The 21,286-nt window shown below is 38.1% G+C and carries 24 protein-coding genes; 7 read left to right on the top strand and 17 right to left on the bottom strand.

Annotated features, from left to right (window positions below):
- The first annotated feature begins 56 nt into the window (after nt 1-56).
- Nucleotides 57-782, top strand: coding sequence for an IclR family transcriptional regulator (locus tag AWH49_RS12310; protein WP_063965961.1), 726 nt, complete (start codon nt 57-59; stop codon nt 780-782).
- A 54-nt stretch (nt 783-836) separates the two neighbouring features.
- Here AWH49_RS12310 and accC read toward each other — a convergent pair whose 3' ends face one another.
- Genes accC through pxpB form a run of 4 tightly spaced genes read right to left on the bottom strand, consistent with a single transcriptional unit; the run spans nt 837 to nt 4,417 of the window.
- On the bottom strand, nt 837-2,195 hold the full coding sequence (gene accC, locus AWH49_RS12305) for an acetyl-CoA carboxylase biotin carboxylase subunit (RefSeq protein WP_063965953.1): 1,359 nt from the start codon (nt 2,193-2,195) through the stop codon (nt 837-839).
- Between the two features lies 1 nt (nt 2,196).
- Complete coding sequence (gene accB, locus AWH49_RS12300; RefSeq protein ID WP_082862818.1) at nt 2,197-2,661, bottom strand: acetyl-CoA carboxylase biotin carboxyl carrier protein; 465 nt, start codon at nt 2,659-2,661, stop codon at nt 2,197-2,199.
- Nucleotides 2,662-2,675: 14 nt separating this feature from the next.
- On the bottom strand, nt 2,676-3,671 hold the full coding sequence (locus AWH49_RS12295; protein ID WP_063965952.1) for a 5-oxoprolinase subunit C family protein: 996 nt from the start codon (nt 3,669-3,671) through the stop codon (nt 2,676-2,678).
- The gene (gene pxpB, locus AWH49_RS12290) at nt 3,668-4,417 is read right to left on the bottom strand and encodes a 5-oxoprolinase subunit PxpB (RefSeq protein WP_063965951.1); all 750 of its coding nucleotides are present in this window, start codon (nt 4,415-4,417) and stop codon (nt 3,668-3,670) included. The genes AWH49_RS12295 and pxpB overlap by 4 nt, the downstream gene beginning before the upstream one ends.
- A gap of 303 nt (nt 4,418-4,720) precedes the next feature.
- Between pxpB and AWH49_RS12285 the strand changes: the two genes are divergently transcribed.
- The 3 genes from AWH49_RS12285 to AWH49_RS12275 are packed head-to-tail and all read left to right on the top strand — an operon-like array spanning nt 4,721 to nt 7,541.
- Nucleotides 4,721-5,482 carry a LamB/YcsF family protein gene (locus AWH49_RS12285; RefSeq protein ID WP_063965950.1) on the top strand — a complete coding sequence of 254 codons (762 nt, stop codon included), beginning with the start codon at nt 4,721-4,723 and terminating at the stop codon, nt 5,480-5,482.
- Nucleotides 5,483-5,497: 15 nt separating this feature from the next.
- Entirely contained in the window at nt 5,498-6,718 is a 1,221-nt protein-coding gene (locus tag AWH49_RS12280) for an NRAMP family divalent metal transporter (protein ID WP_063965949.1), read from the top strand.
- A gap of 31 nt (nt 6,719-6,749) precedes the next feature.
- The gene (locus AWH49_RS12275) at nt 6,750-7,541 is read left to right on the top strand and encodes a putative hydro-lyase (protein WP_063965948.1); all 792 of its coding nucleotides are present in this window, start codon (nt 6,750-6,752) and stop codon (nt 7,539-7,541) included.
- Between the two features lie 197 nt (nt 7,542-7,738).
- Here AWH49_RS12275 and AWH49_RS12270 read toward each other — a convergent pair whose 3' ends face one another.
- From AWH49_RS12270 to AWH49_RS12260, 3 genes are all read right to left on the bottom strand, one after another.
- The gene (locus AWH49_RS12270) at nt 7,739-8,212 is read right to left on the bottom strand and encodes a FixH family protein (protein WP_082862817.1); all 474 of its coding nucleotides are present in this window, start codon (nt 8,210-8,212) and stop codon (nt 7,739-7,741) included.
- 19 nt (nt 8,213-8,231) lie between these two features.
- Nucleotides 8,232-9,614 carry a PepSY-associated TM helix domain-containing protein gene (locus AWH49_RS12265; protein WP_063965947.1) on the bottom strand — a complete coding sequence of 461 codons (1,383 nt, stop codon included), beginning with the start codon at nt 9,612-9,614 and terminating at the stop codon, nt 8,232-8,234.
- A gap of 663 nt (nt 9,615-10,277) precedes the next feature.
- Nucleotides 10,278-10,862 carry an NAD(P)H-dependent oxidoreductase gene (locus AWH49_RS12260; protein ID WP_063965946.1) on the bottom strand — a complete coding sequence of 195 codons (585 nt, stop codon included), beginning with the start codon at nt 10,860-10,862 and terminating at the stop codon, nt 10,278-10,280.
- A gap of 458 nt (nt 10,863-11,320) precedes the next feature.
- On the opposite strand from AWH49_RS12260, the gene AWH49_RS12255 reads away from it, so the two are divergent.
- Nucleotides 11,321-12,589 (top strand): ATP-binding protein, encoded by a 1,269-nt coding sequence (locus AWH49_RS12255; RefSeq protein ID WP_063965945.1) that lies wholly within the window; start codon nt 11,321-11,323, stop codon nt 12,587-12,589.
- A 22-nt stretch (nt 12,590-12,611) separates the two neighbouring features.
- Here the strand turns inward: AWH49_RS12255 and AWH49_RS12250 are convergent, their stop codons facing one another.
- From AWH49_RS12250 to AWH49_RS12205, 10 genes are all read right to left on the bottom strand, one after another.
- The gene (locus AWH49_RS12250; RefSeq protein ID WP_063965944.1) at nt 12,612-12,971 is read right to left on the bottom strand and encodes a hypothetical protein; all 360 of its coding nucleotides are present in this window, start codon (nt 12,969-12,971) and stop codon (nt 12,612-12,614) included.
- A 243-nt stretch (nt 12,972-13,214) separates the two neighbouring features.
- Complete coding sequence (locus AWH49_RS12245) at nt 13,215-13,550, bottom strand: hypothetical protein (RefSeq protein ID WP_063965943.1); 336 nt, start codon at nt 13,548-13,550, stop codon at nt 13,215-13,217.
- Between the two features lie 140 nt (nt 13,551-13,690).
- Entirely contained in the window at nt 13,691-14,110 is a 420-nt protein-coding gene (locus tag AWH49_RS12240; RefSeq protein ID WP_063965942.1) for a GlcG/HbpS family heme-binding protein, read from the bottom strand.
- Between the two features lie 414 nt (nt 14,111-14,524).
- Nucleotides 14,525-15,502, bottom strand: a complete 978-nt coding sequence (locus AWH49_RS12235; protein ID WP_018392014.1) for an aldo/keto reductase — start codon at nt 15,500-15,502, stop codon at nt 14,525-14,527.
- 61 nt (nt 15,503-15,563) lie between these two features.
- Nucleotides 15,564-16,232 carry a ribose-5-phosphate isomerase RpiA gene (gene rpiA / locus AWH49_RS12230; protein ID WP_063965958.1) on the bottom strand — a complete coding sequence of 223 codons (669 nt, stop codon included), beginning with the start codon at nt 16,230-16,232 and terminating at the stop codon, nt 15,564-15,566.
- 207 nt (nt 16,233-16,439) lie between these two features.
- Nucleotides 16,440-17,579 (bottom strand): Gfo/Idh/MocA family protein, encoded by a 1,140-nt coding sequence (locus tag AWH49_RS12225; protein WP_063965941.1) that lies wholly within the window; start codon nt 17,577-17,579, stop codon nt 16,440-16,442.
- Nucleotides 17,580-17,784: 205 nt separating this feature from the next.
- Entirely contained in the window at nt 17,785-18,384 is a 600-nt protein-coding gene (locus tag AWH49_RS12220) for a nitroreductase family protein (protein ID WP_063965940.1), read from the bottom strand.
- A gap of 195 nt (nt 18,385-18,579) precedes the next feature.
- Entirely contained in the window at nt 18,580-19,191 is a 612-nt protein-coding gene (gene cdaS, locus AWH49_RS12215) for a sporulation-specific diadenylate cyclase CdaS (RefSeq protein ID WP_063965939.1), read from the bottom strand.
- Between the two features lie 296 nt (nt 19,192-19,487).
- Nucleotides 19,488-19,832 (bottom strand): DUF1360 domain-containing protein, encoded by a 345-nt coding sequence (locus AWH49_RS12210; RefSeq protein ID WP_063965938.1) that lies wholly within the window; start codon nt 19,830-19,832, stop codon nt 19,488-19,490.
- A gap of 312 nt (nt 19,833-20,144) precedes the next feature.
- On the bottom strand, nt 20,145-20,570 hold the full coding sequence (locus tag AWH49_RS12205; protein WP_063965937.1) for a hypothetical protein: 426 nt from the start codon (nt 20,568-20,570) through the stop codon (nt 20,145-20,147).
- Between the two features lie 202 nt (nt 20,571-20,772).
- On the opposite strand from AWH49_RS12205, the gene AWH49_RS20065 reads away from it, so the two are divergent.
- Both AWH49_RS20065 and AWH49_RS20060 read left to right on the top strand, forming a co-directional pair.
- Complete coding sequence (locus AWH49_RS20065) at nt 20,773-20,949, top strand: hypothetical protein (protein WP_169815995.1); 177 nt, start codon at nt 20,773-20,775, stop codon at nt 20,947-20,949.
- Nucleotides 20,950-21,195, top strand: a complete 246-nt coding sequence (locus AWH49_RS20060) for a hypothetical protein (protein ID WP_157723721.1) — start codon at nt 20,950-20,952, stop codon at nt 21,193-21,195. It abuts the gene before it with no gap.
- Nucleotides 21,196-21,286 lie beyond the last annotated feature (91 nt).

Below are 21,286 nucleotides of genomic sequence, written 5' to 3'. Positions count from 1 at the left end.
CTTTTTCTGTTTATTCATTTACACAAGATATTTTACGCTCTCCTGTTGTCCGTTCAATGGATATTTTAAATTTATTTATAGACCATGCACAATTAACATTTCAAGAAATTATTGGTTTATCTGGCATTCCGAAAACATCTGTCTATCGTATGTTAATGTCTTTAGAGGAAATGGGGTTGTTAGAGAAGGGGACAGATTCAAAGTATCGTTTAGGTCTACTCTTTCTTAATTTCGGTCATTTAGTTTCTTCAAGGCTTGATGTTCGACAAATTGCCTTACCCATTATGCAAGAGCTGCATGATGATGTAAATGAAGCTGTTAATCTAATTGTTAAACAAAGTAATGAAGCAATGTATATTGAAAAAATCGATACGAATCAAAAAGTTCGTTTATATACTGCAATCGGCAGAAGAAGTCCCTTATATGCTGGCGCCTGTTCTCGAGTCATTTTATCTTTTTTACCGGGTCCGGAAATTGATAAATATATTGAATCGATTGAACTACAACCTTTTGCGATGGGAACGATCACCGATAAGGAATGTTTATATAATACGATTAGACAAGCTCAAAAAGATGGTTACACGATTAGTCATTCTGAATTAGAGAATCATACATCTGCCATCGCTGCCCCCATCTTTGATCATAAAGGGGACGTGATTGCTGGGGTTAGTATTGCCGGTATTGAAGCAAATTACCAAAATGAAAATATACCTATTTTTGTAGAAAAAGCAAAGCGAGCAGCTGAGCAAATTTCTGAACGATTAGGCTATATCAAAACATAAAAAACATCCTCTATTAACCTGTTTTTGAGGAATAAATAGGGGATGTTTTCAGTTTCAGATTTCTTCTATATCTAAACTATATGTTTCAAGAAAATTCGTATTAAAGTTTCCACTTAAAAACACTTCATTTTGTAAAAGTGCTTTATGGAATGGAATCGTTGTTGAAACGCCTTCTACAGTAAACTCATCTAAAGCACGAATCATTTTCTTAATCGCTTCTTCTCTTGTGCTGCCATGTACAATTAATTTTGCAATCATTGAATCATAAAATGGTGGTATTTTATATCCTGCATATACAGCAGAATCAACTCGAACCCCAAAACCACCAGGCAAATTATATTCTTTTATTTCTCCTGGTGAAGGCATGAAGTTTTTGGCTGGATTTTCAGCATTAATTCTACATTCAATCGACCATCCAGTCATGGTTACATCTTCTTGCTTTATTTGTAATGGATAACGGGAAGCTACTCGAATCTGTTCTTTAATCAAATCGACTCCAGTGACCATTTCTGTTATCGGATGTTCTACTTGAATACGAGTATTCATCTCCATGAAATAGAATGTATCTTCTTTGTAATCGTATATAAACTCAACTGTACCAGCGCCCATATAATCAACTGCCTTTGCCGCTAGAATCGCCGCTTCACCCATTTTTTCTCGGGTTTCGGCCGAAATAGCCGGTGATGGAGTTTCCTCTATTAATTTTTGCATTCTTCGTTGAATCGTACAATCACGTTCGCCTAGATGTATGACATTTCCATATGAATCCGCCATGATTTGAATTTCTACATGACGAAAGTCTTCGATAAATTTTTCTAAATAAACTCCTGGATTTCCAAAGGCCGTTTCAGCTTCCTGTTGTGTTACTTTTATCCCTTTTTTTAATTCCTCTCGATCATGTGCAACACGTATTCCCTTTCCACCGCCGCCTGCTGTCGCTTTAATGATCACTGGAAAGCCTATTTTTTCAGCAATCTTTAAACCTTCCCCTTCATCTTTTATTATTCCATCTGAACCGGGCACGATTGGAACGCCAGCTTCTTTCATCGTATCTCTAGCCACATCTTTGATGCCCATTTTTTGAATTGCTTCTGGAGAGGGGCCGATAAATGCAATATGGCACTCACGACATAATTCAGCGAAATCGGCATTTTCTGCTAGAAATCCGTAACCAGGATGTATTCCATCGACTCCAGTTATCGTTGCAATACTTATGATATTAACGATGTTAAGGTAGCTTTCTTTTGACGGAGCACTGCCTATACAATATGCTTCATCTGCTAGCTTTACGTGAAGGGCATCCTTATCTGCCTCAGAATAGACAGCAACTGTTTGTATATCCATCTCTTTGCACGCCCTAATAATGCGAACAGCTATTTCTCCGCGATTGGCGATCAATACTTTCTTTAGCATGTTAGCCACTCACCTTTACAATAAATAAAGGTTGTCCAAACTCAATGATTTGTCCATCTTTAGCTAATATTTCTATAATTTCTCCATCAACATCTGATTCAACTTCATTAAATAACTTCATCGCCTCTAAAACACAAACTGGTTGTTTTTTTTCAATCACTGCTCCTACTTGAACAAATGGTTCTGCGTCTGGATTTGAACGCAAATAAAAAGTGCCAACCATAGGAGACTTGATTTGATGCAAACCGTCATCTTCATTTGAGGCAGGCTGTACTGATTCCACTATCGTTTCATCCGGTGTAACCACTCGGACTGCTTGAGATACTTGTTCTGTTAAATCAATTGTCACATTCGCCGCATTTCGTTTTTGAAAATATAATTTTATATCTTTTTTCTCTAACTTAAGTACATCTATAGAAGACTGCTCAATTAACTCAATTAATTCTTTGAACTCATTTACTTTCATTATGTCATTCCCTCTCATATATAAAGTCCTTTAAAGCGGATACCCGTTTTTATCTCATTTATTATTTGTTCTTTCTTTAATAATTCAATCTCTGCTTCTTCATGTGAAATTTCCTTAAAATGTATTTTAGCAGTCGGTTGTAACTGCCCCATACTCGGCAAATCAGCAGAAATAATTTGAGCGATTTTTGGATAACCACCTGTTGTTTGACGGTCCGCCATTAGAATAATTGGATTTCCGTTTGGGGGTACTTGAATAGTTCCGTGTGTGACGCCTTCAGATAGTAATTCAAATTCCTTTGCTAAAGAGAGCGGAGGACCTTCCATTCGATAGCCCATCCGATCGGCTTGAGTCGTTAATGTATACGGTTCATTAAAAAGTGTTCTTTTACTTTTTTCATCAAATCGGTCAAACTCCGTGCCTCTTATTACCCGTATCGTTTGAGTTTGCTGTAAATTGATGAGTACATCGTAATTGACTGTCCACCTAAAGCTGCCATTTCTCTTATTTAATTTATTAAATAACAAAGTACTGAATTCATTCATTTCACTGCATGTGATGACATCATCTTTTTGCAAAGCTCTGCCTTTAAATCCGCCTATTCCTGCACGAAGGTATGTGCTTTTGCTTCCCATTACTTCTTGAACAGCGATACCTCCAGCGAAAGCTACATATGCCCGGCATCCTTTTAAAGGAGATTTGAATTGCAATACAGAACCTTTTCTCACTAATATAGGCCGCCACGTTGGTGCTTTTTCGCCATCAATGGAAGCAAGTAAATCCCCGCCTGTTATCGCGATTAACATATCTTTTTCAAATTGAAGGGACGTACCCAACAAGGTAACCTCTAAAGCGCCTTCATTTTCATTATTCCCTACTAGTAAATTTGCCACTCTTAGCGAATATTTATCCATCGCTCCACTAACAATTACCCCATATTTTTGAGAACCATATCTTCCCAAGTCTTGTATACTTGTCAGCAGTCCCTGATTAAGTACTTTTACAGTCATCGCTTCATCTCCTTATATGAGTGATATTCCTCAGGAGAAATTTGGACAAATTTGATCTTGTCTCCAGCTTGCAGCAATGTCGGCGGTGAAAGATCTGGACGAAATAAATCTAACGGAGTACGCCCAATAATTTGCCAGCCTCCAGGTGTTTCTAATGGATAAACACCGGTTTGTTTTCCGGCTATTCCAACTGACCCGGGTGCAATCGATAACCGGGGAGTTTCTCTGCGAGGCGTTGAAATTCTTTCATCCATTCCCCCCATAAATGGAAAGCCTGGAGCAAACCCTAACATATAAACTAAACAATCACTTTGAGTATGTATTCGAATCACATCTTCTGGTGATATCTTATGATACGCTGCTACATCATCTAAATCAGGGCCATATTCACCGCCATATAAAACTGGAATCTCAACTAGTCTTGCTTCAACTTTTTGTGTGTCATCAATTTGTTGAATTAATTCATTTATATTCGAACAAACTATTTGAAAAGAAGTCAATGATGACTGATTATTTGCAAGGTTATTTAATTGTGTATGATGCACTAATACCGGATCGTAATGGATTGTAATATTATTAAAAGCCGGTACAGATTCAATAAAACCATCAAAAGGATAAGTATTCAACAACATGGACAACGCTTGAACTTTTTGGTGAATAGACGGGCTTATTCCCTCGCCAAGCTGGACAATCAGTGCGGAATCACCTAAAGGTTTCATGATGACTTCAGTGAAACAATGACTCATTTTCAACACCTCCAATGGTTTCAAAATTCGGTACTAAAGTTCTTAAAAATGGACTATTTAAATTATAATTATCAAAAAATAAAAAAACAAGTGTGGAAATTTCAAAAGTAGCTCATTTCGGTATTTTCAATAAATTCGATAATGGTGTCTATTCAGACATTTTTTTTTATGTTAAAATAAATTTGCATTTCAAAACTACTGTTCCTTAATTCGGAACTTATTATTCATGTTTTTATTTTGTAAACGCTTACCTTTATTTAAAGGTGGATAAGAATCTAACTAAACTATTTGGAGGGGAAAAGGATGTTTAAAGTAGATTTGAATTGTGATTTAGGGGAAAGTTATGGTCGATATACACTCAGTGAACAACAAGAAATATTGAAATATGTAACATCAGCGAATATTGCGTGTGGTTTTCACGCAGGCGATCCGAGCGTGATGAGGGAAACGGTCAAGCTTGCCATTGAAAATAACGTGAAAATTGGTGCCCACCCCGGTCTGCCGGATTTAAATGGATTCGGACGCCGCGAAATGAAAATTACACCGCAAGAAGCATATGATATGGTTGTTTATCAAATTGGTGCTCTTCAAGGGTTCTTATCCACATGTAATGAAACGATGCAGCACGTTAAACCGCATGGAGCGTTGTACAATATGTCAGCTAAAGACACGAAGCTTGCTGAAGCTATTGCCCAAGCTGTCTATGACGTTTCGCCATCTTTAGTTTTATTTGGACTTGCTGGAAGTGAATTGACAAAAGCAGGAGAAAAGATCGGCTTACGGACAGCACACGAAGTTTTTGCTGATCGTACATATCAATCTGACGGTACGTTAACTTCTCGTTCGCAGTCTGACGCTTTAATAACAGATGAAGAACAATCGGTGTCTCAAGTGGTGAAAATGGTGACAGAAGGAAAAGTCACTTCTCAACAAAATACAGAAGTTTCTTTAAAAGCAGACACCGTTTGCATTCATGGAGATGGTGAACATGCACTTGCTTTTGCGAAGTATATTAAAGAAACGTTAGAAAATAATAAGATTATTGTTTCATCAATTATCGAATAGAATGGGGACACCTTTATGACAGAACAGAAGAACGGAGCAGTTAAAGCTAAAAAGAAAGTAAGTAGGAGTGTCTTGCTTGGTGCCGCTTTTTTAATGGCTACATCATCGATTGGTCCTGGATTTCTAACTCAAACGACGGTCTTTACTCAGCAATTGGCCGCAAGCTTTGCGTTTGTTATTTTAATTTCATTGCTTTTAGATGTTTTTGCTCAAATGAATGTTTGGAGAATTATTGCTGTATCAGGATTGCGTGGACAAGAAATTGCTAACAAGGTTTTACCTGGACTAGGTGTGTTTTTAGCAATTATTATCGTAATAGGCGGTCTTGCATTTAATATTGGAAATGTCGCCGGAGCAGGCCTTGGATTAAATGCCATGCTTGGAATTGATCCTATTACAGGTGCGATTATTAGTGCAGCATTTGCTATCTTTATTTTCGTATTTAAAGAAGCTGGTAAAGCAATGGACAAAGTGGCTCAAATCGCCGGTTTCGTTATGATCATCTTAATGTTATATGTGGCATTCATTACATCGCCACCTGTTGGAGAAGCAATTGCTAATACGTTCGTTCCTGAAAAAATTAGTATATTTGCCATCGTAACACTCGTTGGAGGAACGGTAGGAGGATACATTACATTCGCTGGTGGGCATCGTCTTTTAGATGCAGGGATAAAAGGGGTTGAATCATTACCTGAAGTGACGAAAAGTTCTGTAACAGGTATCGTCGTTACAGGTGTCATGCGTGTCGCATTATTTTTAGCTGTACTCGGAGTTGTGTCTCAAGGTCTTGCTATTGATCCGGAAAACCCTCCAGCTTCAGTGTTCCAACTTGCTGCGGGTGATATCGGTTATCGAATGTTTGGTGTGATTATGTGGGCAGCTGCGATTACGTCTGTTGTAGGTGCCGCTTATACATCTGTTTCCTTTATTCGTTCGTTCAGTCCAGTAATCGAAAAGTATCATAATTGGATTATTATTTTATTTATTTTAGTATCAACTGTAACGTTTGCCTTTGTTGGACGACCCGTTAATATTTTATTATTAGTTGGGGCTTTGAATGCTCTTATTTTACCAATTGCTCTAGGAACGCTGTTAATAGCTGCTTACAAGAAAAATATCGTTGGGGATTATAAACATCCGCTATGGTTAACGATTTCAGGCGGATTCGTCGTAGTCGTCATGGGGTATTTAGGAATCATGACATTAATTGAACAAATCCCATTACTTTTTAAATAAGAAGTGATGATTTTTAAAGGGGAGTCTACACATGTTAAATTATGAATATTTGGCTCCAAACAAGATAAGGGAACTCATCCGTAAACAAGATATTACGGGGCCAACGGCAGGTATGTCAAAAGGATTTACACAAGCCAATTTAGTTATTTTAAAGAAAGAATATGCCTTTGATTTCTTGCTGTTCTGCCAGCGAAATCCGAAGCCCTGTCCTTTATTGGATGTGACGGAACCTGGCTCTTTCCACCCGAGTAAAATTGCTAAAGAGGCGGATATTCGAAAGGACATTCCTAAGTATCGGATTTATAAGGATGGTATTTACACGGAAGAAGTGACAGACATCACAGAATATTGGGAAGATGATATGGTCGGCTTCTTACTAGGGTGTAGTTTTACATTTGAAACACCACTCATTGAAAGTGGTATACCTATTCGACATATCGAAGAAAACTGTAACGTTCCTATGTATAAAACGAATATTCCATGTGAAAAAGCAGGTGTATTTGAAGGGCCAACTGTTGTAAGCATGCGTCCAATGTCGCATGAAGATGCGATTCGCGCCATTCAAATTACAACTCGCTTTCCTTCTGTACACGGATCACCTATTCATATCGGTGATCCAAGTCAACTTGGCATAGCTGATATCTCAAAACCTGATTTCGGTGATGCAGTCACTATTAAGGATGGGGAGATTCCGGTATTTTGGGCTTGTGGCGTGACACCCCAAGCAGTTGCCTTACAAAGTAAACCTTCATTGATGATTACTCATGCCCCTGGTCATATGTTTATTAGTGATGTGCGGGACGAAAAACTTAGCGTTTTATAGAATGATCCAAGAAACGAAAAATAGAGCTAGTGAAGAAATCAATCTCTTTTGTGCAATAAAAAAATCCGGAGAGAAGTTGAATGTCTCTCCGGGTTTTTTCGTTTGTTAAACGAAGTTATTTTTTCATCATGGTGTTAATAAACGTACTCTGTATATAAATAACGCCATTTCTCCACGTATAAATCGTTTGCCGTCATTTAATGATGACTATGACCCTGACTTCCCCCTTGAGTTTGAGGTTCTTCTTTAAGGGAGTTTAGTTCCTCTTCCGAAACATTTCCTACAACGAATTGTTTCTTCGGCATGACATGCATGCCACTGGCTGTCACATGGGTTTGAACATAATAGATTCCATCTTCTTGAAAGGTTTTTTTGACACTATAGATTCCCTCTTTTTCATACTTCGCTTCAATTAGTTCACTTTCTTCTTGACTGTTTGCTTTCCATATTTCAAATTGCACATCTTCTGCATCTTCTACGTTTTCTTGATCTTGCGTTAATCGAACCTTCAATATACTTTCTTCATTTAGAGAGATCTCTTCTGGCAAAAGAATCTCGACTTCTACTGCTTTAGGAGTCGTCGTATCATCGGCTGAATCCGTGTTTCCTGTACATGCTGAAATGAAGAGCATAATAAAGAGCAATGCCATACTTGAAATGATTTTATTCAACTTATTTTCCTCCGCTATCTTAACTTGTCCACGCTTTTAATGGTTTTATTTTTGGTAGGATGAAACGATCTAATAAAAAGACAATAATAATAGAAATCCCTACCAGTGGCATAATGATGCCCATCACTAACATAATAAAGAATACTGTTCTCGTAATCTTTTTATCTTTTGATTTGGCAGGTGATCCTAATTTCCCTTCAGGTTTTCGTTTACGCCACATAATGAACGAACTAATTACTACACCAATGAGACCTAAACAAACGATAAGACCGATAATTTGATTGGCTAAACCGAACAGCTGCCCCTCATGAAGAGCGATTCCAAGTGAAACCATTTTTGCGCCAAATCCAAAATCATTAAAGCGAACATCACTCAAAATAGCCCCACTGTATTGGTCAGCATGGACAGTTGCTGAGTTTTTAGGCGTTTCCGAAGTTGAAATCGTGTAGACTCCTTTTTCACCTTCTGGAAACGATATTGTATACGGCTTTTTAATGTTTTCATTACTTGCTATGCTAGTCACTTCTTCCAGCGTTAAAGGAACATATTCACCTGCTGATGAAGAAGGAACGGGTAATTTCTCATTTGCCCATGGAACATCTTCTGCGACATCTTCCGTATACGTAACGGATTCCGGTTTTTCTCCCCAACTATAGGCAAATTGGGGTGCTACCGCCAATTTTCCAATTTGTTCTCCCATCACGCCTGACCATGGAAGTCCAGTTGCAATTAAAATCAAAATACCTGCAGATAACCAGAATGCTGGTACGGCATGCATATCCCGCCAAAAGATTCTACGGTTTTTTGTAAACCTCGGCAAGATGGTCCCCCATATGGATGCTTTATTTCTTGGCCACCATATATATAATCCAGTGATAAGTAAAATAACAGCCCAGCATGCCGCAAGCTCTACCAACCGATTGGCAAATGTACCACCCACAATTAATTCACTATGCAGCTTTTTAAATATCGTCGTTAACTTTTCGTCATTGTTTAATGAACCCGTTATTTCTCCGTTATAAGGATTGATAAAAACAGACAAAGCTTGTTCGTTCTCCATTATGCTAATTTCATTTGTTCGAGAAGGATCATCGTACGTTTTAAATGAGGAAATAGTAGCCTCAGGGTAGCTTTCCTTTATTTTTTCTATTTGTGCAGAAGGTGCTACAGTAGATGCACTTTCTTCTTGAACATAATACAAATCTTTATAAAGCACAGATTCAATTTGTGGTTTAAATAAATAGACACCGCCACTAAAAGCTAGAATGATAAGAAATGGAGAAAAAATAAGACCCGCATAAAAGTGCCACCTCCATACCGTTTGATAAAGAGAGGCCTTCGTCCGTTTTTTAGTTGATTCCTCCCGATTTTCAGTTGAATTCTCTATTTTTATCGCTTCCATTTGATTTGCTCCTTTTTATTTTTTAGATTAGAAACATGGTTTTATTATTTTAATTGCTTTTCAAAATTGTAGATACTAGCGCCAAATCTCATGTGCTAGTCATGTTAAAAAATGTTTCAATTGTTCAATCTTCATAATGTAACTCCTCCATTCTTTTCTTATAACGCTTACATTCCTCTTTTTAAAATATACTCATATTTCCATAATCTCGTTTCTGTACCTGTCTTTTAGCTATTATGCTACTGCTTTTGTTGTATCATGATTATAATTTGAACGGATCTTGTAGAATTGTAAAAAACGGTTCTAAATGACTTTTTACAACATTTTTTAACACAAAAAGAACGGTACGGCGATTGAGTTCGTTTATTTATCTTGTTTTCATCCCCCATTTCTTTTTTCAACTATTCCGTCCATTTAGCTGAAGGAGCACTTCAACATTATTCATGAAGAGAGCCTACAGATAAAGAAAAACAGGCATCCCTGCAAAGGGACACCTGTCGTTTGATCAATTCGTCTAAAATTCATAAAGAAAGACCTCACAGGTGCGATGAGGTCTGTCAAGCTTGGTTAAGTACCGCAGTCGAAATATGCACCTAATGTAGAGGATGCCCAAATATGAAAACATCTAAACCTTCTTTCGTCTTGAAAGTACGGTCTACACATTTACGGAAAAATAGAATGAACGGTATCTTCCACTTTCTTTAACATTCCTTTATAGGCTTCATCATCTACTTGACCGACACTTCCAAAAAATAAATGTTCGACAGGTTCAATTCCACAGAAGTCAAAGATCCCCATATCAGACGTGACTTTTAATCCTGCCGTCATCCCCATTTCATCGTATACTTCATTGGAATAATCATGCGTATTGATAATAAAGCCTTTCTTACCCGTCAATAACTGGACGTTCCCTTTTTCATCAGCAGAATAAGCAAAATCATAGGCAAACACGCGATCCACGTACCCTTTTAAAATGGCCGGAAGGCCTGTCCACCAAATCGGATAAATAAAGGTAATGACATCGGCTTGCGTAATAAACTCTTGTTCCGTTTTAATATCTTTCGGTGTTTTCCCTGCTTTCATCGCAGCCGTATCTCCTGGTTTCAAGACAGGATAAAAATCCAGTGCATACAAATCACGCACCACTACTTCGTGACTGTTTTTCTTTAATGCCTGAACGGTCGTTTCTAAGATAGCGTGATTAAAACTGTCAGCGTATGGATGTGCATAAACAATGAGATGATTCATGTCAAAAACCTCCGTCTATTTTACTTGCATCTTACATCATGTTACCAAAAATTATTTCATTGGATTAACCTGTCTTTCTTCAACTAATCTGTCTTTTAATAAAAAAGCATTCCTACTTTATCGTAGAAACGCACCCGTTGAGCATGTATTTTACATTCTTTTTCTTTTTGACTATTGTCGTTGGTTACAACAAAAAAAGCAACAAAATAGTTTACTACATAATGTCTAGTAGGGATTTAATTTTCCACGATGCTTTTACTAGAATGGGCAGTGCAACATTATGGCAGTCTGCTTTTGTCATAATTTGACGAAGAAAAAGGATAGGTTTCCACTGTTCTTTATAGGATAATAAGGAAAATTGCCTAGCATACTATTTGATTCACTATGTATCTCTTTATTTGCCAGTGAATTAATTCCGTTTCCATGCCACGTTCGCGAAAGGATAGGAGTAATCGTATATGTCTACTGCATTTGATAACCTACAAACCTTTTTGTTAAATATTTTTTTGGTTTATTTTTGTTTCTCTATTTATTTTAAATTCATTGAAAGAAAAGCGAATACATTAACGAATGAACTGATCATTGCGCTTGTCTCAGGGATTTCCATCGTTCTATGTATGATCTTTCCCATTACCCTCCCTACTGGTTATAGCCTGGATTTCCTGCAAATTCCTTTTATTATCGGGGCACTTTATGGTGGGCGTAGGGTAACTGTTTTTTTAACTTTTATTCTAGTGACCTATCGATTTTTTTTAAATACTCCTGATACGGATACGACCTTAATCATCTATTGTCTGTTACTTATTTCATTATGGTGGATCATTCCTATGTTTAATAAGACCGTTACGATGAGAAAGAAAGTATATCTAGCCCTATTAGCTTCTTTCTTTGAGTTGTTTTCTAGGATAACAAAGTTCGTTTTATTGATGCCAGAAAACATCACCATGGATTATTTTATCATTTATATTACTTCTCTTATCATTCAACCGATTGGAATCCTATTTTTTGTCGTTTTTAACGAAAATTCAAGAAGGAATGCCATTCTATCTAAAGAAATAAGGAAGTTTGAAAAGCTAAAAACCGTTAGTGAACTTGCGGCAAGTATTTCCCACGAAGTAAGGAACCCCCTTACGGTGACAAGAGGATTTATTCAACTATTGCGGGATCCCGATCTGACAGAGAAAGAAAAGAAATTGTATATTAATTTCTCTATGGAAGCATTAAATAAAGCGGAGGCAACGATTACAGATTACCTCGCCTTTGCTAAACCATCATTAGATCATGTAGAACGATTAGACTTAAAGAAGGAATTAGATTATATCGCCAATATCGTCAATCCTTTTGCTGAGATAAACAATGTCATGATTGAATGTCAAAATGGTATGGACATTTATGTTTCCGGGGAAAAGCAACAACTTCATCAGTGTCTCATTAACCTCATTAAAAATGGAATAGAATCGATGCCTGACGGTGGAAAGCTGCACATTCATTTGCAGAAGATCAATGAGAAAGCGGTCATAACCGTAACAGATACAGGCATAGGAATGACTGATGAACAAATGGAACGGTTAGGAACACCGTATTATACGACAAAAGTAAAAGGAACAGGTCTTGGAACGATGGTGATGTATAGCAGTATGAAAGCCATGCAAGGTGAAATTAAAGTAGAAAGCGAAGTAGGCAAGGGAACCCGCTTCTCTCTTCTTTTTCCAGTAACGGAACATTAACTTTTAAAAGAAAGACATTTTTTCATTTCTTAGAACGCACCCGCAGCTCTGAAGCAACCTCATGAGGATGATCAATTTGAAAAATAACGTAGTTGTACTTTTTATGTCCTTCCAACTCAATGATGACGAGTGGTTCCCGACGTTCATAAGATAGAAAATACCATTCATTTCGATATTTATAGTTGCCTTCGTAAATATGTAATGGAGAAATGGACGTACCCGGCATCCGTAACATCCATAGAGGAGCATCAAAATAATCGACTGAAACACTTTTGATCATACGGTAAGACATGTGAACGCTTTGTTTTAAAGCAAAAAAAGCAGTAGCACCGGTAAGGTTTAACGTGAGTTCTTGTTCGCCAAATTTAACTTGTCTGCCTATTTTTCTACACCTCCCTCTTCTTCAACAGGCTTGTCCAGTTCGTTCAAGAGAAGCCTGTCGTATTTTTTCTTAATTATATCATGCCATGCTGCATATATCGGAGCAGCACAATAAAGTGAAACTTCATTCAAAATAGAGAAAGATCACCTCCGAAGAAGTGATCTTTTCATAGAAGAATCATATTCCGTTCTTGAAAACGAATGACGCCTCATGTCTTTTGTGCTCTTCCTGATCCCTCCTTTATCAGTCTATGGACTTGCCTGATTTCTGAGGTGTTGGGAATCTGAGTCCGCTTTCGACGTTCACCTCGTCACCAAGGTCATCGACAGATTTGTCAGGGGTTGGGAATGTGAGTCCGCTTTTCAAATCCGACTCTATATCATTTTCATCGATATAACGGCCTGATGGTCCGTTTTTTTGTTCATCGTCTACATGCCGCCATGTAGTCAGTTCATTTGTTTTCGGACAATGTGGGAATGCATCCCCTTTTTGCAGTTCTTTCACTGCTTCTGACGTACAAATATATTTACCCGTTTCCTTCACTGTGTCATTTGTATGATACATTTCTGTTTGTACCATGATTCATCCACCTCTTTTGTTAAATTTGTTTTCAAAAAAGATTCTTTATTATAATAGCCTCTATATTTAGTAGCTAAACATCTATATCATGCCTGAAATTTTTCATTCCATTGAATATAACAACTGATAAAAAACTAAAACTATGCGCTTATTATCTCTTCAAATGCTTTGACAGCAGCTTGTGCGACTTTCATATCATCGTCAACGGAGCTTCCGCTAACACCTACAGCACCAATGATCTTTTTATTCACTGTTAAAGGAAGGCCACCGCCAAATACAACAATTCTTCCATCATTTGTTGTATTTAATCCGTACAGCTCCGTTTTGGGTACTGTTACTTCTTCTAATTCTTCTGTCTTCGTTTTTAAAGCAACAGATGTCCAGGCCTTATTTTGAGAAATATCGATACTCGCAAGCCAAGCATCATCCATTCGGTGAGACGCTATTAAATTACCACCATCATCTAAAACAGTAATCACCATAGCTATATTGCGTTTTTCCGCTTCTTTCTCAGAAGCTTCAATTAGCTTTTTTGCCACTTCCAATGTTAATTTATTCAAATGAAACAACTCCTTTTATCAAAATCATGATATTCATACATATCTGTCTATACCCTAGGGTTCAAACGAAAAAACCAGTTTCAATATGCTTAAGTTTTATATCCCCAAATAATAACCAAATATATCAACGTATTATGCGTGCAACAAAGATTGCAGACAAAAATGGCCTATTGAAACATTATGATGATCTCCGTAATCGCGTATTCAATCGGAATGGTGCCGATGAGACACCTCATACAGCCCGACTACCACTTTCCCTTTATATGATTCTTGTCGGGTTTGGTGTTGGGTTTTCATTTTCATTGCTTCCTTAATACAAAAAAGGACTGTCCCAAGTCAGTTGTCACCGACTTGTGGGACAGTCCCACCTATGCTTCACTAGTCATACATAGGTATATATTAAGAAGAAGTTATTTAGGACAGACGATAAAGAGCGAATGGCTCACCATAACAAAATGGATTGCTGATTTCATCCAATTTTTTTGTTATTTCTGAATCGAGATGAATGCCTAGACTCTTCAAGTTATCTTCTAACTGATCGGTATGCGTAGCACCCACAATCACGGTCGAGACAGCAGGTCGATCCATGAGCCAGGCAAGCGACATTGCACTGGAAGTATGACCGTGTTCCGCCGCTAGTTTACTTACCTTTTCTCCTAGATTGATCGTTCTTTCCGCAAGAAATTTACGAAAGTTGGGATCCGTATCCGCTCTCGAATGTACAGGCGTTTTATTCGTTAAGCTATACTTTCCACTTAAGATGCCTCCAGCTAACGGAAAATACGGGATGATCCCTACACCTTGGTCTACACATAGCGGAATCAGTTCGTTTTCAGGTGTCCGATCTGCGAGAGAATAACTGGATTGAGTTGAAATATACCGACTATATCCTTTGTTTTCGCTGACACCGAGCGCTTTCATTAACTCCCACGCTGCATAATTAGATGCCCCAATATAACGAACCTTTCCTGAATGAACCATATCATCTAACGTACGTAACGTTTCGTCAAGCGGAGTATACGGATCAAATGTATGGATTTGATACAAATCAATATAATCTGTTTTTAAACGTCTAAGACTGTTTTCCAGCTCCTGTTGCAAATGATAGCGGGATGAACCACTTTCATTAGGCCCTTTTCCTTTCACTAAACCAGCTTTTGTCGCTAATACAACGTTCTGGCGCTTTCCTCCGCCGAGAGCCTCTCCAATGATTCTCTCCGATTCGGCATTCGCATAAATGTTCGCCGTGTCGATAAAATTAATGCCGCTGTCCAACGCTTGGTGGATGATCTTTATGGACGTATCTTGATCAGCCCGTTTTCCAAATGCATTTGTTCCTAGTCCTAATACCGATACTTCAAGTCCACTCTTTCCGAGACGACGATAGTTCATCCTAATCTGCTCCTCTGCAAAGAATATGTATAACCTCTTTTTCTTTTCATTTAAAACGTTGTTATCGCTTAATTAACATAACATCCTTGTTCTGGTCTAAAGAAATGACAATATCGGACATTCCAACAAATAAGCCATTTTCGACTACACCTGGAAGCATATTCAGCTTTTCTTCCAATCTTTTGGCCTCTGATATTTCCGAGAAGACACAGTCAATAATATAGTTGCCATTATCCGTCTTATAGGGAGTGCCTTCTAATTGACGCAAATAAGGATCGCACCCTAGTTCACGAATATGTTTCTCTGTCAATTCAGCACCAAATGGAACAACTTCTACCGGAAGTCGAAATGCCCCTAATGTTTCCACCATTTTAGAAGGTGTCGCCACAACAATAAATGTTTTAGCTGCTTTGGCGATGATTTTCTCTCTTAGAAGAGCTCCACCCCCACCTTTAATTAAGTTTAAATGAGTATCGACTTCATCAGCCCCATCAATAGCGACATCAATCTGCTCAATCTCTTTAAAATGTACTAATGGAATCCCTACTTTTTTGGCTAATTCCTCTGTTTGAACCGATGTCGGTATTCCTTGAATCAAGAGTCCTTCTTTCACGAGTTGTCCCAGCTTGATGATCGTATAATACACGGTTGATCCTGTACCAAGCCCCACTACCATGCCATCTTTAATGAATTCTACTGCTTTTTCACCAACTACTTTTTTTTCATTCACATCTATCTCTCCTTTCGCCACACTTGATTCTCCTTTTAGAAAAGAGCAACCATTAACTTCCTTTCTAAAATCACCCTGTAATAGCTACTTTATCCTAATATCACATATATTTTCAACTTAGTATTCTTGAATTTTAGATATATAAGAAAAAAGTGGCAACTGAGTTTTCTATCCTTATCCATTCATGTTGTTTTCATTTTTATTTCTTCATGTCATGTTCGATCCATTCTTTTTTTCGATTGTTGACTGATTGATTTTTTCTTGTAATTTTTCATAATACAAGTCTGCATCAATGGGCCATTCTATCGTTTGATTTAACCAAGATGATAAGTAAATGGCATTCGTCATTTCTAATCCCTTTATTCCTTCTTCTCCTGGTGCAAGTAACGGCGTACCTTTCACTATCGCATCTGTCCAATTTTGAATAATCCCTCTATGACCAGAGTTCTCCCCTTTTACGGGAATGTCTATTTTCCAACATTCCGGCTCGCCAAACCCTCCTGTATACGATGCATTAAATTCACGTTCTGATTGTGTTAAGCGATAAAAAGTAAGTTCTTCATTTTCAATAACCATTTTCCCACGGTCGCCAACGATTTCAAAACGATTGGTCCCTGGCGCTTCACCTGTTGAGGCGATAAACACACCGGTCGCCCCATTTTCATATTCGACATACGCGGTTACATCGTCTTCTACTTCAATATCGTGATATTTTCCATAACGACTAAATGCATGAACACGTTTTGGCATCAGACCTGTCGTCCATTGCCACAAGTCTAATTGGTGAGGTGCTTGGTTTAATAAGACACCTCCGCCTTCACCTTTCCATGTGGCTCTCCATCTACTTGAATCGTAATAGCTTTGTGAACGGTACCAATCGGTCACAATCCAATTGGTCCGTTTAATTTCGCCTAGTTCACCTGATTGAATGAGCTCACGTAATTTTTGATACAGGGGATTTGTACGCTGGTTATACATCATGCCAAATACTTTGCCGCTCGATGCAGCTGCTTCATTCATTTCCAACACATTTTTTGTATAAACACCGGCTGGCTTTTCAAGAAGAACATTTATCCCTTTAGCAAAAGCTTTTATAGCCAATTCAGGGTGACTATAATGCGGTGTCGCAATAATGACGGCCTCAATACGTGATTCATTAAAAAAGGCTTCTTCGTCTTCGAAACATTGCACTTCGCCTGTCATATTATTTTTCACCCATTCGATTTGATCTTTCCGACCGCAAACAGCCGTTAACGTAGCTCCATCAATTAATCCTTTGTCTAATTGAAGAGCATGTGATCTCCCCATATTTCCTATTCCTATTACACCAACTTTCATGGCACTCATCTTTGATTACCTCATTCCTATTATTTTTTATATGGGTTGTGCGGTATAGCTACACTTTCTTGGATTACGGTAGGTGTTGCCTTTGTCATCGCTCCATTAAAACAACATTATTTTTCCCATCTAATTTTCATTCACGTTTATCTCTCCTTCAAATCCTCTTAAAATAAAAAATGTCTGATGAGTATTCCTCACCAGACATTTTATTTTATTTGTAAAATTTAACACGGTCTTCAAGCGTCTGGAATTCTTTTTCACCTACTGAAGCCGTTGGATGACCAAATGGCATTTGTGCAATCAGTTTCCAGTTATTCGGGATGTTCCATTCATTTTTCACTTCATCATCAATCAGCGGATTATAATGCTGTAAAGATGCTCCTAATCCTTCTGCTTCCAAAGCTGTCCATACAACAAATTGATGCATACCCGATGCTTGGTTTGACCAGATGGGGAAATTGTCAGCGTATGAAGCAAATTGTTCTTGAAGAGACTTCACAACCAATTCATCTTCAAAGAATAATACAGTTCCGTAACCTGATTTAAACGAATCCATTTTTTGTTGAGTGCCTTCAAAATCGCCTTCTCCAACGACTTGTCTTAACGTTTCCGTCGTAATGTCCCATAATTTATCATGTGCTTCACCTGTTAATACAACAAGACGTGCCGATTGAGAGTTGAAAGCTGATGGTGTATATTTCACAGCAAATTCAACAATTTCTTTTAGTCTTTCATCCGATACTTGTACCTCTTTGTTGATCCCATAATAAGAACGTCTTTCTTTAATAGCTGTATACAAATCTTTTATCATTACATTCTTTCCTCCTAAGTGTTTTTCCTTAAATTAATCTGAATGCAAATATCTCATATTCAAAGTGATTTTAAACGTACAAAAAGGGTTTGTCAAATCATCTATCCTCATAAAAGAGATGACTTCGATATTTATTTGTGAAAAAGCGGTGGCCCCCATTCCATCCTGTACGGGCACCTTGATCAACCGTCGAAACTAGGGTGCCGTAATGGGGTAAAGTTCGCCATTTAAGGCAAATGAAACTTTCCCTGTTTCTTCAGAGACGACGAGAACGAGGGCATCACATCGTTCGCTTAATCCTAAAGCAGCGCGATGTCTCGTACCCAGTTTTTTATCACCTGTATATCTGTCTGAAAGTGGAAGGACATTTGCGGCGGAATCGATCTGATTAAGACGTACGATGACAGCACCATCATGGAGTGGGTTTCCTGGGAAAAAAATTGATTCTAATAATGAATGGGTCAATTCCGCTCCTATTGAAATACCCGGTTGAATGAAAGAATCAAGAGAATCTTCCCGTGTAATAACAATTAAACCGCCATGTCTCGAATTGGACATATTTTGTAAACATCTTGATAGTTCCGGGTATTTGTCTGTAAACGGAGACAAATAACAGTTTAAATAAAAGGTAGCAGCTTTCATTTCAATATGTACAAATCGGTCTTTCACTTTTTCAATATTCCCTAGAAGACAATAGTCTTCGTCATCCATTGCTTCTAAATTGTCCTGTAGTGTCGTGATAACTTGGCGCATATCTTCTTTTAGCCTTTGTCTCATCGGCGAAAAGTCGCAATTCGCATCATTCACAGGGCACACCTCCCTTATTTTCTTCAATTAGTTATTTGTGCAACCTGTCAAATAAGTGACATGTTTGATGACTTCTACATTTACTTTCAGTTTGTCTATATGAGCATGATTTATTCTTCTTTTCTGTTGTAAGTATTTATCTACGATTTGCAAACTAAATGAAAGACATTACGCAAGGTTTATGCAATGCTAATGAAAAAAAACCAATATATTGTTCATATTGGATTCTGTGCAACGCTAGTGGGAACGAATTATTTTGGGACAATTTACGAAGTTGATAAATCGACAAACTCCTCTTATTTATCTAAATAAGATGCGATCAATGCAGCCGCTCCTGCAATTGCAAACATTAATAACAGTGGAAAAGAGGAAGGTAGGTAATAATAAAGAGCTACAATGATAATAGAAGACCATATACCTACACACCAGTGACACGTAAGTAACGTTCCAATCCAATAGCGTAACCCTGAACCTTTAATTTCAATGTTATGAGTAATTTCCACGTTGTCATCATAATCAGTAGTAATCGTTAAAAATGGGGCACGAATAAACGAGGTAATTTCATCATACATGATTAGGCGGGTAAAACGAAATGCAGCCAAAATTAAAATAACAAGGTGAATCCACGAAATTTCCATCATTTTATTTGACTCCCTATTTTGAAGTTACTTTTAGATAATGCCGAAAAAATCAATTTGATTGGGTAAACAACTCAGGGCTTTTGATTCAATTTTCAGACCAAAGAAAACATACTAAGATTAGTAATAGTGTTCGAAAATCGATACGCATCCAGTCCGGGTCAAACGGTATGATCTGTCCAAATTGCAGGAATCATAAAAAAGAGTGTCCCAAATACGAAATTTTCGTTATTTCGGGACACTCTTTTCTTTATCATTTTCCGCATTTGCAGAATTCGTCACTTCTGCTGACTGCCAAGGTGACATGGGGTCCATTTATAGATCATGTCGCTTTATGAGCCATTGAAAAAAGGAAAGCTGCTTCCAATACCTTAACACTTTCTTTAATGAGCTGCTTTCTTCAACATGGCTTTGCTGTTCTTGCTGGGGAGTATAAGACACATTATTGTCCTTTGGAGATACAATCGGTTGTTCTTCAGATACAGATTTTATTGGAGTAAGGTTATCCTGTTTTATGATAGGTGTATGGGGATTGGTCGTTTTTTTTCGCTGGTTGATGGCCTTGTTGTTTTGAAAAGAATGGACTTGTTGTCTATTGACACCATTTGAAGAAAGGGCTGAATTGGTTCTTTTATTGCATCCGCAGCTTGAAGCACGCCGTTTTGGCCTCTTGGATACTGTCTGTTCCCCCTTCATCTCTGAGGTCTGTACCCCGGGTAAAGAAGATGGCTGTTCATGCATATCTCATACCTTCTTTCATTTTGAGTGAAAAAGAACAATGATGGACTCTGTATAATACGGTTTCATGGTATGGAGCCGTATTATACAGAGTATCCCTTATTGTTCCTAATCTTCAGTCTTTACATGAATATTTTTAACGCCAATGACACATATAGCTAGATTATTTACTTTTTTTCTTTATGGGCACGTTGTAGTGATGGTGATGGACCAACCTCCAGAGATGGAACCTACATCCCCACCAGCATTGTCTACAACGAACAACTTCCACGCACCATTCGGGGCTAAACCATTAAAGTTGCTTAATGCAACAATAGGATTAGGGGCAGGAGCAGGTGGTGGGAAGGCGTCAGAGAATCCAGGACAGTTGGTAGGCTTATAAGTGCCGGTAGTAAGAAGACCGCCGCATGGAACCGAGCTTGTTGCTGCATCGTCAAATGTCAAAGTAAGGTTGGTAACACCTGTGCCGGAATCAGGGTCTGACATAAGAATGGTATTCGTTGTTCCATCCGGTGCTACAAGCATCACATCGACATCCAAAGGGAAAGTGTGGGAAAATCCGTTAAGGGTAGCCGTTACTTTAGTGATCGTTCCGTCTAGGCCAGCGACATTAATTACGGAAGGATAAGGACTTGCTGGACCCGCGGTGCCTCCTGCTGGAATAGTAATAGATGCAGGATTGCTAAACGTAGCCGTTGATGGGACACAGAAATCAAATT

It is taken from the genome of Domibacillus aminovorans (assembly GCF_001643235.1).
Taxonomy (GTDB): Bacteria; Bacillota; Bacilli; order Bacillales; family Domibacillaceae; genus Domibacillus; species Domibacillus aminovorans.
Note: the sequence above shows the minus strand (reverse complement) of the source record. Positions and strands in the feature narration are given on the sequence as shown.